This is a genomic window from Tamaricihabitans halophyticus, assembly GCF_004340875.1.
Taxonomy (GTDB): Bacteria; Actinomycetota; Actinomycetes; order Mycobacteriales; family Pseudonocardiaceae; genus Tamaricihabitans; species Tamaricihabitans halophyticus.
Map to the genome: position 1 here is coordinate 1,250,643 of NZ_SLXQ01000001.1, position 12,929 is coordinate 1,263,571.

The 12,929-nt window shown below is 65.7% G+C and carries 14 protein-coding genes; 8 read left to right on the plus strand and 6 right to left on the minus strand.

Going from position 1 to position 12,929, the window contains the following annotated elements:
• Positions 1 to 42: 42 nt before the first annotated feature.
• Both EV191_RS06005 and EV191_RS06010 read left to right on the plus strand, forming a co-directional pair.
• Positions 43 to 624, plus strand: a complete 582-nt coding sequence (locus EV191_RS06005; protein WP_132875755.1) for a hypothetical protein — start codon at positions 43 to 45, stop codon at positions 622 to 624.
• 32 nt (positions 625 to 656) lie between these two features.
• Complete coding sequence (locus EV191_RS06010; protein ID WP_132875756.1) at positions 657 to 1,943, plus strand: M14 family metallopeptidase; 1,287 nt, start codon at positions 657 to 659, stop codon at positions 1,941 to 1,943.
• Here EV191_RS06010 and EV191_RS06015 read toward each other — a convergent pair.
• A complete protein-coding gene (locus EV191_RS06015; protein WP_132875757.1) occupies positions 1,940 to 2,557 on the minus strand; it encodes a TetR/AcrR family transcriptional regulator in 618 nt (205 codons plus the stop codon). The genes EV191_RS06010 and EV191_RS06015 overlap by 4 nt on opposite strands.
• Positions 2,558 to 2,640: 83 nt before the next feature.
• Here EV191_RS06015 and EV191_RS06020 point away from each other — a divergent pair, with 83 nt between their 5' ends.
• On the plus strand, positions 2,641 to 3,927 hold the full coding sequence (locus EV191_RS06020) for an erythromycin esterase family protein (RefSeq protein WP_132875758.1): 1,287 nt from the start codon (positions 2,641 to 2,643) through the stop codon (positions 3,925 to 3,927).
• Here EV191_RS06020 and EV191_RS06025 read toward each other — a convergent pair.
• Entirely contained in the window at positions 3,924 to 4,478 is a 555-nt protein-coding gene (locus EV191_RS06025) for a GrpB family protein (RefSeq protein WP_207894397.1), read from the minus strand. The genes EV191_RS06020 and EV191_RS06025 overlap by 4 nt on opposite strands.
• Positions 4,479 to 4,590: 112 nt before the next feature.
• Positions 4,591 to 5,409, minus strand: a complete 819-nt coding sequence (locus EV191_RS06030; protein WP_132875760.1) for a DUF4097 family beta strand repeat-containing protein — start codon at positions 5,407 to 5,409, stop codon at positions 4,591 to 4,593.
• Positions 5,410 to 5,649: 240 nt separating this feature from the next.
• Between EV191_RS06030 and EV191_RS06035 the strand changes: the two genes are divergently transcribed.
• The 4 genes from EV191_RS06035 to EV191_RS06050 all read left to right on the plus strand — a co-directional run bounded on the left by EV191_RS06035 (position 5,650) and on the right by EV191_RS06050 (position 9,313).
• Positions 5,650 to 6,675, plus strand: coding sequence for an NAD(P)-dependent alcohol dehydrogenase (locus EV191_RS06035; protein ID WP_132876178.1), 1,026 nt, complete (start codon positions 5,650 to 5,652; stop codon positions 6,673 to 6,675).
• A 33-nt stretch (positions 6,676 to 6,708) separates the two neighbouring features.
• Positions 6,709 to 7,713, plus strand: coding sequence for an amidohydrolase family protein (locus EV191_RS06040; RefSeq protein ID WP_132875761.1), 1,005 nt, complete (start codon positions 6,709 to 6,711; stop codon positions 7,711 to 7,713).
• On the plus strand, positions 7,710 to 8,429 hold the full coding sequence (locus EV191_RS06045) for an iron-sulfur cluster assembly protein (RefSeq protein ID WP_132875762.1): 720 nt from the start codon (positions 7,710 to 7,712) through the stop codon (positions 8,427 to 8,429). Before EV191_RS06040 ends, EV191_RS06045 begins: the two co-directional genes overlap by 4 nt.
• Before the next feature lie 92 nt (positions 8,430 to 8,521).
• Positions 8,522 to 9,313, plus strand: a complete 792-nt coding sequence (locus tag EV191_RS06050; protein WP_132875763.1) for an IclR family transcriptional regulator — start codon at positions 8,522 to 8,524, stop codon at positions 9,311 to 9,313.
• A gap of 27 nt (positions 9,314 to 9,340) precedes the next feature.
• Here the strand turns inward: EV191_RS06050 and EV191_RS06055 are convergent, their stop codons facing one another.
• From EV191_RS06055 to EV191_RS06065, 3 genes are all read right to left on the minus strand, one after another.
• A complete protein-coding gene (locus EV191_RS06055) occupies positions 9,341 to 9,526 on the minus strand; it encodes a ferredoxin (RefSeq protein ID WP_132875764.1) in 186 nt (61 codons plus the stop codon).
• A 69-nt stretch (positions 9,527 to 9,595) separates the two neighbouring features.
• Positions 9,596 to 10,180, minus strand: a complete 585-nt coding sequence (locus EV191_RS06060; RefSeq protein ID WP_132875765.1) for a TetR/AcrR family transcriptional regulator — start codon at positions 10,178 to 10,180, stop codon at positions 9,596 to 9,598.
• Positions 10,181 to 10,212: 32 nt separating this feature from the next.
• On the minus strand, positions 10,213 to 10,542 hold the full coding sequence (locus EV191_RS06065; protein ID WP_132875766.1) for a DMT family transporter: 330 nt from the start codon (positions 10,540 to 10,542) through the stop codon (positions 10,213 to 10,215).
• Positions 10,543 to 10,731: 189 nt separating this feature from the next.
• On the opposite strand from EV191_RS06065, the gene EV191_RS06070 reads away from it, so the two are divergent.
• Positions 10,732 to 12,918 carry a (Fe-S)-binding protein gene (locus EV191_RS06070; RefSeq protein ID WP_132875767.1) on the plus strand — a complete coding sequence of 729 codons (2,187 nt, stop codon included), beginning with the start codon at positions 10,732 to 10,734 and terminating at the stop codon, positions 12,916 to 12,918.
• Positions 12,919 to 12,929: the final 11 nt, after the last annotated feature.

The window sequence follows — 12,929 nt, forward strand, 5'->3', positions numbered from 1 at the left end:
GCCCCTGCGATGTAGCGTCAAAGCACCATGCGCTTTTCGAACATGGCAACCAGAGTCGTCGCGACGACCTTCGTCGTCGTGGGCCTTGCCGCCTGCGGTTCGGAGCCAACAACCGGGCCACCACATATCCCGGACGAGTGGGTGCAGATCCTGGATGAGCAACTGGCCGAAGCCGATCAGGTGGGCGAGATTCCGATGATCGACGGCTATGCCGGTTGCGAGCTGTTCGACCCGCCCGAAGTCGGCAGCGGTACGCCGAAGCCGTCCGGCGCCGGGGTCAGCACCTTTGGCGAGGACGGCGAGCGCTATATCTGCGAGTTCAGTGAGCCGCCGATCACCTTCGTCATCGGCCGCACCGCATCCGCGGAAGGTTTCACCGAGACCACGTTGAGCTCGGACAACCCCCAGGTGGAGATGCACGAGGTTGCCGGGGTGTCGATCCCGGTACATGTCGAGACTTACCCGAACGGTCGCCAGGAACAGATGGCGCAGATCATCGACAAACAGCGCAAGGTATTCGTATCCGCGGACATGGAAACCAAGCCGAGCGACGTGCTACCGAAGGGCTGGGACACCGCGGACACCGCGCGGATGCTTGCCGATTTTGTCCGTAGTGGGGATTGACCGCCAACCGTTTCTGCGCCAAGTTACTTGCTATGCGCACATCCCGGTCTGCGATCGCGCCCCGACTACTGAGTGCCGTCGCCGCACTGGCCCTGACCGTTGGGCTGGCCGGCACGGCGACCGCCGATGAGTCCACTGTGGAGCCGCCGCGGACGGGCTTCGAGGAATCCGGCGGTGAACGCTGGACCAGCCTGGACGAGGAGGCGGCCTTCCTCGCGGAGATTGCCGCCGATCGGCCGAACGTCGCGGTTGACCAGGTCGGCGCGAGCGTACAGGGTCGCCCGCTACAGCTAGTACGCATCAACGAGGCCAAGAAGCCACGCAACACCGTGCTGCTTGTCTGTTCGCAGCACGGTGATGAGCCAGCCGGCCGCGAAGCCTGCCTGTCCACCATCCGGAACCTCGCCTACCCGCAGGACGGGCCAACTTTCCCGCGCGGCACCGAAGTGCTGGTGCTGCCAAACGCGAACCCGGACGGACACGCCGCGAACACCAGGGAAAATGCCGACGGCACGGATATCAACCGGGACCACCTCGCGCTGGGGACCCCGGAGGCCCGCGCGATTGCCGAAGTGATTCGCGACGATCGCCCGGATATCGTGCAAGACCTGCACGAATTCGGTCCACGACCGCCGTACTACGTCAAGGATTTCCTCTCCCTGTGGCCGCGTAATCTGAACACCCATGATGCGGTGTACGAGGAGTCCGTGCGGCTGAACGACGACTACGTCCGCCCAGCTGTGGAAGCGGCCGGCTTCAGCACCGGGATCTACGGCATCACCACCGACCCGGAAACCGGTGAGCCGATCGAGCAGATCGCCGGCGATGGCCAGGAACGAATCCTGCGGAACACCACGGGAATCAAGAACTCGGTCGGTCTGCTCAGCGAAACCCGAACGGATTCGGTTACCGGCGAACCGCCAGCACAGAACAACCAGAACCGGGTCAACGCGCACCTCGCGGAGCTCACCGGCACCATGCGGCTGGTCGAGGAACGCGGTATGCAGCTGGCCAAGGCAACGATGACCGCGCGGACAGCCGGCTACGGCAGCAAGGCGCCGATCTACCTCGGCGGTGCGGACAACGAGGAGCCCACACCGGAACAGATCATTGACCCTGCGCCCTGCGGCTACCGGTTGACCGGCGAGCAGTACGACTCGGTCACGGAGAAGCTAGCGTTGCACGGCGTGCGTAGTTGGCCGATCGGGCAGGACCGCTACGTACCGCTGCGCCAGGAGATGCGCGCCCTGGTCCCGCTACTGCTTGACGAGCGCGCGGCGGAACACCTCACCACCGGCACCCCGGTCGCCTGCCGCTAGTCCGGAACGCCAAGTCCGTTCAGGACGATCGCTAGGCCGCGCCGGAACTCGGTGTCCGGCGTGAGCCTACTGGCGATCCGCGCGGTTTCGCGTAACTGTGGGAACTCGTCGCGGGGCAGCGCGGCAAGCGCGGCCGTGCCCGCCCCATCGAGGGCGCTGAGGTGTTCGGACTGGATCGCGCCGACGAGGTAGTTCACGATGGTGCGCTGGGCGATCACCCGCGCGTTGCCGCTGAACCCCGCATCGGCGAGCACGCCGAGCATTGTCTCGATCCACGCCACCGACCGCGCGGAAGCCTGCCGGTGTCGCAGCAGCAGCGGCACCGCCTCGGGATGCGCCTTGGCCGCGGTGCGCACCCGGCCAACCAGTAGGGCGATCTGCTCGTCCCAGGAACGATTCGCGGGCACTTTGACGTCGACTGGCGCCCACACATAGTCCACGATGAGCCGTTCCAGATCATCGCGGTCGGCGAGGTACCGGTAGAGCGCCATGGTGCTCATGTTCAGTTCGCGTGCGACGGTGCGCATCGACAGCGCGGTATAGCCATCCCGGTCAAGGACGGCGATCGCGGCGGCGGCGATGGTGTCCGTAGTCAGCGAACGTGGTCGAGGCATCGAGATAAGTGTACGGTGTAATTCTAACGTCGTAGGTGTACGGCGCACGCTTATATCGCCGAGCAGACCAGGTGGTGGCCACCATGCCAGAGGACCGTCTTGCCGACTGGATTCGCGCCAATGGGCATTCGATCGCGGCACTCGAGCTGGCCGCGCCGCTGGACGATCTGGCCCCGCTGGCGGAGCTGATCGGATCGGCCAGGGTGGTCGGCCTCGGCGAGAGCGCACACCACGTGCGGGAGTTCTACCAGCTGCGGCACCGGATACTGCGGTTTCTCGTGGAACGATGCGGGTTCACCGTGCTCGCGATGGAAGCACCGTTCACCGAAAGCGGGTTGCTGGACGACTGGCTCGACGGCGGCAGCGGGGACGTCGCGGCTCTCGCCTCGGCCGCAGTGCCCGCCTTCAGTCTCGGCGAGGTACCCGAGCTACACGAGGCGCTGCGCTGGTTGCGAGAACACAACAAGCGCCCCGACAGCACGCGGATTCGTTATCTCGGGGCCGATCTGCCTGGCTCGGTTGGCTCCCCGCTGCCGGCGCTGACGGCCATCCAGCCAGTACTGGCAGTCATCGATCCGGAAGCGCTACCCATCCTGGCGCGCGCCACCGAGATCGTGTCGCGGTTCCACGATCCCGCGCCGATGAAGGTCCTCTTTGGCTACTCGACCATCGACCAGGCCGAGCGCGATGCGTTGACCGCCGCGCTTGCCGAACTGGTGGCCCGGCTGCACCGGCTGCGGAATCGGGAGTATGCCAAGGGCCGAGCGGACGAACATATGCTCGCCACCTATCAGCTGCGCGGTGCCTGGCTGATCGATCAGCTACACCGCGAGATGGCGGTAACCGGCATCGAGACCGCCTCGACCTTCCGCGATATCTATATCGCCGAGTCGATCCGGCGCCTACTTGACCGGGACCCCAGCACGCGAATCGTGTTGACCGCGCACAACTGGCATCTGATGAAAGCGCCGGAACCCTTCGAGGCCGACGAGTTGTACCCCGCCGGCTATCATCTCGCGGCCGAGCTCGGCGCCGACTACCGCGCCATCGGGCTGACCGCACGCCAGGGACGCACCGGGATCGTGGCCGACGATATCACCGGGGAGACCGGTTTCCCGTTCAAGGAAGCACCACTTCCGCCGCCGGAGAGTGGGGCTACGGCGGCGGGCAAAGCCATCGAGTCGGCGTTTCCCGATTCCGGGCTGGCGAGGATCGTTGACCTGCACGCGGCTGCCGAGGTCGGCGATGCCAAGGAGTACAGCCGGATGCGGACGGCGAACTACTTCTTCGATCAGTCCGCCTTCGCCTGCTTCGACGCGCTCTGCTGCGTTACCGAGACCACGGGCACCGAGCCGACGCGGTCGAGCTAGTTCGCCGCCCGACTCATGATGTCCGCGACGACTTCGTCCTTCGCGTCCGCGTACAGCTGAGTGTACTGCCAGGTCCTGGCCGCCAGCTCGCGTTTCGTTGCCGCATACCGCTCCCGGTCGGCACTGTTGGCCCGTAGGTGATCCCGAAAGGCCAGCATCCGCGCGGGTTCTGGCGAATCGGCCGAGAAGATGTGCAGGTTGACGTCGGTATCCGGTCCCTTGCAGAGCCGGTGCTCGTACCAGTCCGGTTCGCGGATCGTGAGCCGGTAGCCGGCGGCCTGCAACGCGGGGACGTAGTCCTGCTCGGCCGCGGAGTCGGGGACCGTGAGCAGGATGTCGAGAATCGGTTTGGCGCACAGCCCTGGCACCGAGGTCGATCCCACGTGTTCCAGCCGCACGACCTGGTCACCGAGTGCTGCTCTGATCCGCGCGGCCTCGCGGTCGTAGCTGGCCGGCCATGCCGGATCGTAGTCGACAAGGTTGATCGTCGAGTTCAGTTCGGGCGGCTCGCCGATGTAGATCTCGCGCAACTGGTCCCCGCGTTCGGACACGCCGTCTCCTTTCCTGTTGGACACTCAGGTAACCGCAAGATCCTTAAAGAACGCGGTTCTCGGGGGCGCCTCAGCAGCCCGACCCTGCAAGACAGCAGTCCAACGTAACACGTCAGCGAACCGTGATCTGGCCGCTCCCGGCGGCGAGCTCGAGCGACCGCCGCGCCCGTTCACTCGTATCGACCTCGATCGACGTGGCACCAGAGTCCACAGTGGCCTCCACTTGGTACGGGCCGCGCGGTACGTCGAGGTCGATATCTCCGCTCTGCACGTTCGCCCGCACCTGCCGCGGATCGGTTAACGCCAACCGCACCGAGCCGCTGGTCGTGCTGGCCGTGAACGCCGCACCGGCCAAGCGTTCTCCGCGTACATCACCGGATTCGGTTTGCGCGTCGATATCGCCGACGACGTCGGTGAGCCGGATCGAGCCCGCGGTAGCCCGGACGGAAACCGGACCGTCCGCACCGTCCACGGTGACATCCCCCGCCGCGGACTCGACCCGTACCGGGCCGTCAACCCGCTCCGCCCGCACGCTGCCCGCCTCCGTCGTGAGCCGCACTTCGCCCGGTTCGGTGAGCGAGATATCGCCGGAGTGCACCGAACCGGTCACCGCGGTCCCCTTCGGCACCGTGACCTCATAGCTCAGCCAGCAATCGGAAAGTGGGCAGCGGCCAAGCGTGAGCGTGCCGCCCCGCACGGCATGCGTCACGCCCGGCCGCTGCTCGTCATAGCGCACAACCCGCTCGACCCGTGCGGTATCCCCGATGCGCACCGTGACATCCCCCGCTACCCCGTCCAGCCGTAGCGTGCTGATCGGCTCCTCGATCGTCGTCTCATCGTTGAACGAGGAGAGCACGCCGGCCCCTGCGCAGCCGCTGAGCAGCAGCTCCAACGCGCCGAGGCCGAGTACGCCAATCGCAACCAGCCGCATAGCGAAACCCTAGAACGTCCGCGATCCGCGAGACACCGGAGCCAGCCCCCGCAATCACGGTAGGGCTAACCCCACCTGTCGGGTTCGCCGAGACCGCGATCTTTAGGCATCTTGCGGTCGGGCGGCGGCTACGGGCGAGTATTGCCGATCGGTGAAATCTGCGCCGTTGACCAGCTCGCCAGCCGCATTCGACGATCGGAGGCAAGATGCAGTCGTCAATGCGGACGGGGAGTGATCGCGGTGAAGGCCGTCCGGCTAGCCGGTTACGACAGCCGCCCAACGGTCGAGGATGTACCAGAGCCGGGGATCGGCGCTCCGCTGGATGTGCTCGTGGAGATCGGTGGCGCCGGGCTGTGTCGCACCGACCTGCACATCGTGGAGGGCCAGTGGGCGGAGAAATCCGGGGTATCGCTGCCTTACACGATCGGCCACGAGAACGCGGGCTGGGTGCGCGCGGTCGGCTCGGCGGTCAGCAATGTCGCCCCCGGCGACCCGGTGATCCTGCATCCACTGGTGACCTGCGGGCTGTGCCGCGCCTGCCGCGCGGGGGATGACGTGCACTGCGCGAACTCGGCGTTTCCCGGTATCGATACCGACGGTGGGATGGCCGAACTGCTGCGCACCAACGCGCGTTCGGTGGTGCGGCTGGACGATGGGCTACACCCCGCGGATGTCGCCGCGCTCGCCGATGCCGGGCTGACCGCCTATCACGCGGTCCGCAAGGCGGTGCCGCTGCTCTACCCCGGCACTCAGGTCGTGGTGATCGGCGCGGGCGGGCTCGGGCATATCGGGGTGCAGTGTCTCGCCGCGCTGGTGCCCGCCGAGATCATCGTGGTCGATCGCGCGCCCGAAGCACTCGAACTGGCCAGGAGCTACGGCGCCACACATACCGTGGTCGCGGACGGCACGCAGGTAGCCGCGGTGCGGGAGCTGACCCACGGCGCGGGTGCGCATGTCGTACTCGACTTCGTCGGCGAGCACGGTACCGAGGCCGAAGGTGTGGCGATGTTGCGGCGCGCCGGTTCGTACTTCGTAATCGGCTACGGCGGCGCGGTCAATATTCCCACGATCGACATCATCTCCAGTGAGATCAACGTGATCGGCAACCTGGTCGGCAGCTACAACGACCTCGCCGAGCTGATGACCCTTGCCGCGCAGGACAAGGTTTCCCTGCACACCAAGACCTATCCACTGACCTCGGTCAACGAGGCAATGGACGATTTGGACTCCGGTCGGCTACGTGGTCGCGGCATTCTCGTGCCGTAGTTCCCGCTCCCACCACATATTGCGAGGTTCCCGATGTACGAATCCGACGGCGTGCAGTACTTCATCGTCGATGACCATATCCACTTCTGGGACGGCACTCCGGCGAATCAGGCAAACCGGTACGGCGAGGGGTTCATCAACTGCTTCTACGACTATCACCGCAATCTGAGCCCGGAGTCCGAGCGCTGGACGCTCGAGCAGTTCTGGAAGCAGAGCGAGCAACAGATCCTGCACGACCTGTTCGAGGTCGGCTACGTGGACAAGGCGATCTTCCAGCCCACCTACCTCACCGACTTCTTCGTCAACGGTTTCAACACCACCGAACAGGACGGGGTGCTCGCCGAGAAGTACCCGGACAAGTTCATCGTGAACGGGTCGTGGGATCCGCGTGATGGCGAAGCCGGGCTGGAAAACCTCGAAGCGCTTGCCGAACGCTGGGACCTGCGCGGCGTGAAGCTCTACACCGCGGAATGGAAGGGACAGTCGAAAGGCTGGAAGCTCACCGACGACTGGTCCTACCGGTACCTGCAGAAATGCCAGGACCTTGGCATCCGGAACATCCATGTACACAAGGGCCCGACGATCTATCCGCTGAACAAGGACGCCTTCGACGTAGCCGATGTGGACGATGTGGCCAGCGCCTTCCCTGACCTTTGCTTCATCGTCGAACACTGTGGACTGCCCCGACTCGAGGACTTCTGCTGGATCGCCACGCAGGAACCGAACGTCTACGGTGGACTCGCCGTAGCGTTGCCGTTCATCCACACCCGACCACGGTATTTCGCGCAGGTGATCGGCGAGTTGCTGTACTGGTTGGACGACAGCCGCATCCTGTTCGCCAGCGATTACGCCATCTGGACGCCGCGCTGGTTGATCGAACGGTTCGTCGACTTCCAGATCCCGGAAGACATGCAATCCGAGTACGGCACGATCAGTACCGACGCGAAGCGCAATATTCTCGGGCTGAACGCGGCGCGGCTCTACGATATCGAGGTTCCGGCCGAATGCCGGGCGCCGAGGGCGGCGGCGCTGGCATGACAACGACGACCGCACCTTCCCTGCACAAGTCCGTGCTCAGTGCACTGGACACGGTTCGCGACCCGGAACTGGACGAACCGATCACCGAACTTGGCTTCGTGCAGACGATCCGGCTGCATACCAGGGGTGTCGAGGTGACCCTGCGGTTGCCCACCTATTTCTGTGCGCCGAATTTTGCGTACCTGATGGTCGCCGATGCCTACGACGCGGTTGCCGCGCTACCTGGCGTCGCCGAGGCCAGCATTCAGCTGGTTGATCACTTCGCCTCGGCCGAGATCAACGCAGGGGTGGCGCAGCAGGCCGGCTTCGGCGGGACGTTTCCCGCGCAGACCGACGCTGAGCTCACCGAGCTGCGACAGATCTTCCGGCGTAAGGCCTATCTGGCCGCACTGGATCGGTTGTGCACCGCGCTGCGCGGCCGCGGCTATGAGATTTCCGAGATCGCCGAACTACGGCTGGGTGAGTTACCGGGTGGCACGCAACGGGACAGCCTGCTGCGGCGCAGAAGGGAGCTGGGAATGTCGGCGCTGGCGCATGATTGGCTGCTGCTTGACGAGGAAGGCACCCGGATAACCAGTACCGAGGCGCCGCTGCGACTGCGGTTCGCGCGAGCGGTACGGGTGAGTATCGAGGGTAATGCCGGATTCTGCCGGGGCCTGCTGCACACCCGGTATCCCAACGGGGAGTATTCGAAAGTCGAACCTTCGGCACGGTGAGTGTTTCCCCGGCAATGTCGGTTCTCCACGGGCACGAGCGCACGTATTGTGGAAGGCGCATGTGACTGGGGACACTTGCCGGGAGGTGCGTCGTGACGGAGGAGCCGAGTGGGTTGATCGGTTCGGCACAGCGCGCCCTGCAGGTGCTCGAGGTAGTCGCCTCGGCGGGGGACGGGATCGCCGCGAAAGCGGTGGCGCGGCGCGCTGGATTCAAGCTGTCCACCACGTATCACCTGCTGAACACCTTGGTGCACGAGGGTTACCTGATCCGGCTTGGGCACGGTAGGGGTTTCGGGCTCGGGTACAAGGTCGGCGGGCTTTACCAGCAGCTGTGCGCCGAGCTGGACGTGGCTCCCAGATTGCAGAGCGAACTGGCCGCGCTGCACCGCAGGGCCGGCGCCGCCGCTTACTACACGGTGTTCCGGGATACCGAGATTGTGGTGGCCGCGGTCGCCGATTCCCCGGAGCATCCGCGCGCCGAGCCGCTGAACTTCGGCTTTCATGAGGCGGCGCACGCGACGGCCTTCGGCAAGGTGATGCTCGCCGCGCTGCCGCCGCGAGCGCGTAAGGACTATCTGGTTGGCGCCGGTCTGCCCAGGCTGACCGGGCGCACGACCGTACGCGCGCCCGAACTTGACGACGAGCTGGAGCACGTGACGAAGGCGGGCGTGGCGCTGGAAATCGAGGAGTTCCAGCGCGAACTGGCCTGCGTCAGCGCGCCGGTGTTGGACGCGAACGACGAGGTGGCCGGCGCCGTGGCCTTCTCCGTGCCAGTGCAGGACTTCGCCAGCCAGCGGTGGCGGCTGGAGCAGACGGCGAGGGCGGGCGCCGCGCGCTTCTCCCGGCTACTGCGGACCCCCGCCACCCCCGGTGACTGCGTGTGACCACGTTCCTTAAGGTACCGCGGTTCGCTAGAGCATCTTGATGGCCTGCATCGGGCAGCCGTCGATGGCCTGTTCCACCGCGTCCCGCTCGGACTCCGGTGGCTCGGGTACGAACTGCGTGTAGCCGTCGTCGTCGATCCAGAACACTTCCGGCGCGGTCAATGCGCACAGACCGTGGCTTTCACAACGGTCGAAGTCGATGTCGATCTTCATCGGCGCCTCCTCAAGGTCAGTTCGGGGTACCCGTACGGTATGCCCAAACACGCCCGCCGCGCGAGGCGTTCAGCGCGGCTTCAGCAGGTACTCCACCACCGGCCGCAGCTCCGCGGCAGTCGGCGGCTCGTCATCGATCAACCCCTGCATCAGCAGCCCGTCGATGCCCGCGAGAAACACCCGGAAGGCCACCTCGTCGTCATGCCGGACCATCGAGGTGAGCACGTCCAACCAGCGGCGCGCGGCCGGTCGCAGCTCCGGCCGGCGAGCGGCCAGCAGGTACAGCTCGTACTCGGCCATCGTGCGACCACGTTGTGGCCCGAGCGCTTCGGCGAGCAGCCCGGACACCTCGTCGGCCGCGCTCGGCCCGCCCTCGCCGGCACGCCGCAGCCCCTCCCTGGAGCGGGCGCGGTCGATCATCCAGTAGACCTCGGTCGCCATGTCCTGCGCGCAGCTGATCAGCGTGGCGATCAGCAGGTCGTCCAGGTTGGCGAAGTGATACGTGGTGGAGGCGGTGGGAATATCCGCCTCCTGGGCCACCGTGCGGTGCGATACGCCGGCCACACCATCGCGTTCCACCACCCGCAACGTGGCGTTGATGATCTCGGTACGGCGGCGCTCGCCGCGCGCCTTGCGCCCGTCAACCCGTTTCAGCGCAGCCTCCCTAGCCTGTTTCGGTTCGCCGCTCAGTGCGCCGTACGGCCCATCTCCAGTAGTACGACACCGGCGATCACCAGCACCAGCCCGGCGATCATGGCCAGGTTGATGCCCTCACCGAAGAACACCACACCGATGATCGCCACCAGCGCGACGCCCGCGGCCGCCCAGATCGCATAGGCCACGCCCATCGGAATACCCATCGTCAGCACCCTGGCCAGCGTGGTGAACGCGATGCCGTAACCGACGATGACGAACACCGTTGGCCACAGCTTGGAGAAGTTCTCCGAAAGCTTCAGTGAGGTGGTCCCGAGCACCTCACCGCAGATGGCCACCGCCAGTAACAAGTACGCGCCCATTGAACCCCACCAATCGACAACCCAGCCCAGCGCAACGCAAAACTACCTGGACGATCGTCCCATAAAATGGCGAGGTATGCACCACATCCGGGGGACTTAGGGCGTGCTTATGGACTACTGATCGGTAAGCACAAGTACGCTCCCGGACACCGTTCCCGGATTGCACGCCTGAGACCGAAGGGCCCGAGCATGGTCGCTCTGCAGCTAACCCTTGGCGTACTGAGCCTCGCGCTCACCGCCGTCGCCGTCGCAATGGTGACGCGGACTGTCCAGCGGATGGTGCGCTCGATCAAACTCGGGCAGCCAGACACCAGCCGAGGTAAGCCGCCAGGCGCTCGGCTGGCCAATATGTTCCGGGAGATCTTCGGGCACACCAAGATGCTCAAGCTCACCCATGTGGGCATCGCGCACTGGCTGGTGATGATCGGTTTCCTCGGCCTCGCGCTGAGCGTGCTCGAGGCCTACTTCGAGGTCTTCTCGCCGACCTTCCACCTGCCGCTGATCGGCACCTGGTCGCTGTACAACCTGCTGGTCGAGTTCCTCGGGTGGGCCACCATCATCGCCGGCCTGGTGCTGATCGTGATCCGGCAGCTGAACCATCCACGCCGGGCCGACCGCCAGTCCCGGTTCGCTGGTTCGAACTTCTGGCAGGCCTACTTCGTCGAAGCGGTCGTGGTACTGGAAGGCGTCGGCATCGTCGGATTGCGTGCCTTCAAGCAGTCCACCGACCTGCTCGATGTGCCGGTCTGGGCCGCTCCGGTGACGCACCTGCTCGGCGGCGCGCTGCCGGCCAGCGAGGCGGGCATCGTGATCTTCGCCTTCTTCAAGGTGCTCAGCGCGATGGTCTGGGTGATCGTGCTGGCGCGGAACATCAATATGGGTGTCGCCTGGCACCGATTCACCGCGTTCCCGAACATCTTCTTCAAGCGCGAGGTCGGCGCGGCCCCCGCACTCGGCGCGGTGCCGCCGATGATGAGCGGCGGCAAGGAGCTGGACTTCGAGGAGGCCGATCCGGACAAGGACGTCTTCGGCGTTGGCCAGGTGGAGGACTTCAGCTGGAAGGGCTGGCTGGATTTCACCACCTGCACCGAATGCGGTCGCTGCCAGTCGCAGTGTCCCGCGTGGAACACCGGTAAGCCACTCTCCCCGAAGCTGCTCATCACCCAGCTGCGCGAGCATGCCTACACCAAGGCGCCGTACCTGCTCGCCGGCGGGAAACGGGATATGGCCGGCGATGAGGTCGGCCTGACCGCCGCCGAGGGCGGCGACCCGCACGCGAACATCGATGTGCTCGCGCTTGCCGAGTCCGAGCGCCCGCTGATCGGCGATGCCGAATCGGGTGGGGTTATTGATCCCGAAGTGCTCTGGTCCTGCACCAGCTGCGGTGCCTGCGTCGAACAGTGCCCCGTGGACATCGAGCATGTGGACCATATCGTCAACATGCGCCGCTACCAGGTGCTCATCGAGTCGAACTTCCCAACCGAGCTTGGCGGGATGTTCAAGAACCTGGAGAACAAGGGCAATCCGTGGGGCCAGAACGCGAAGGACCGTCTGCAGTGGACTGAGGAGCTGGACTTCGAGGTTCCGGTTTTCGACGGCGAACTCGGCGAGGACGTGGAGTACCTGTTCTGGGTTGGCTGCGCGGGCGCCTTCGAGGACCGCGCGAAGAAGACCACCAAGGCCGTCGCGGAACTGCTGCAGATCGCCGGCGTCAAGTACACGGTGCTGGGCCCGGAGGAAACCTGCACCGGCGATCCGGCACGGCGTGCCGGCAACGAGTTCATCTTCCAGATGCTCGCGCAGCAGAACGTCGAGGTACTGAACAGCGTCTTCGAGGGACGCGAGCCAAACAAGCGCAAGATCGTGGCGACCTGTGCGCATTGCTTCAACTCGCTGGCCAACGAGTACCCGCAGCTGGGCGGGCAGTACGAGGTGGTGCACCACACCCAGTTGCTGAACCGGCTGGTGCGGGAGAAGCTGCTGGTCCCGGTGGCCCCGATTGCCGAGGACGTCACCTATCACGACCCGTGCTACCTGGGTCGGCACAACCAGGTATACGAACCGCCGCGCGAGCTGATCGGCGCGACCGGGGCGAGTTTCCGGGAGATGCCCCGGCATGCGGATCGCTCGATGTGCTGTGGCGCGGGTGGCGCGCGGATGTGGATGGAAGAGCGCATCGGTAAGCGGATCAATGTGGATCGGGTGGACGAGGCGCTGGGCACCGCGCCGTCCAAGATCGCCACCGGTTGCCCGTTCTGCCGGGTGATGCTCACCGACGGGGTAACGCAGCGGGAGAACGAGGGCCAGGCGGACGGTGTTGGCGTGGTCGACGTGTCCCAGTTGCTGCTGGATGCGGTCAAGCGCGGCAAGTCCTGATCGGCGTGCGG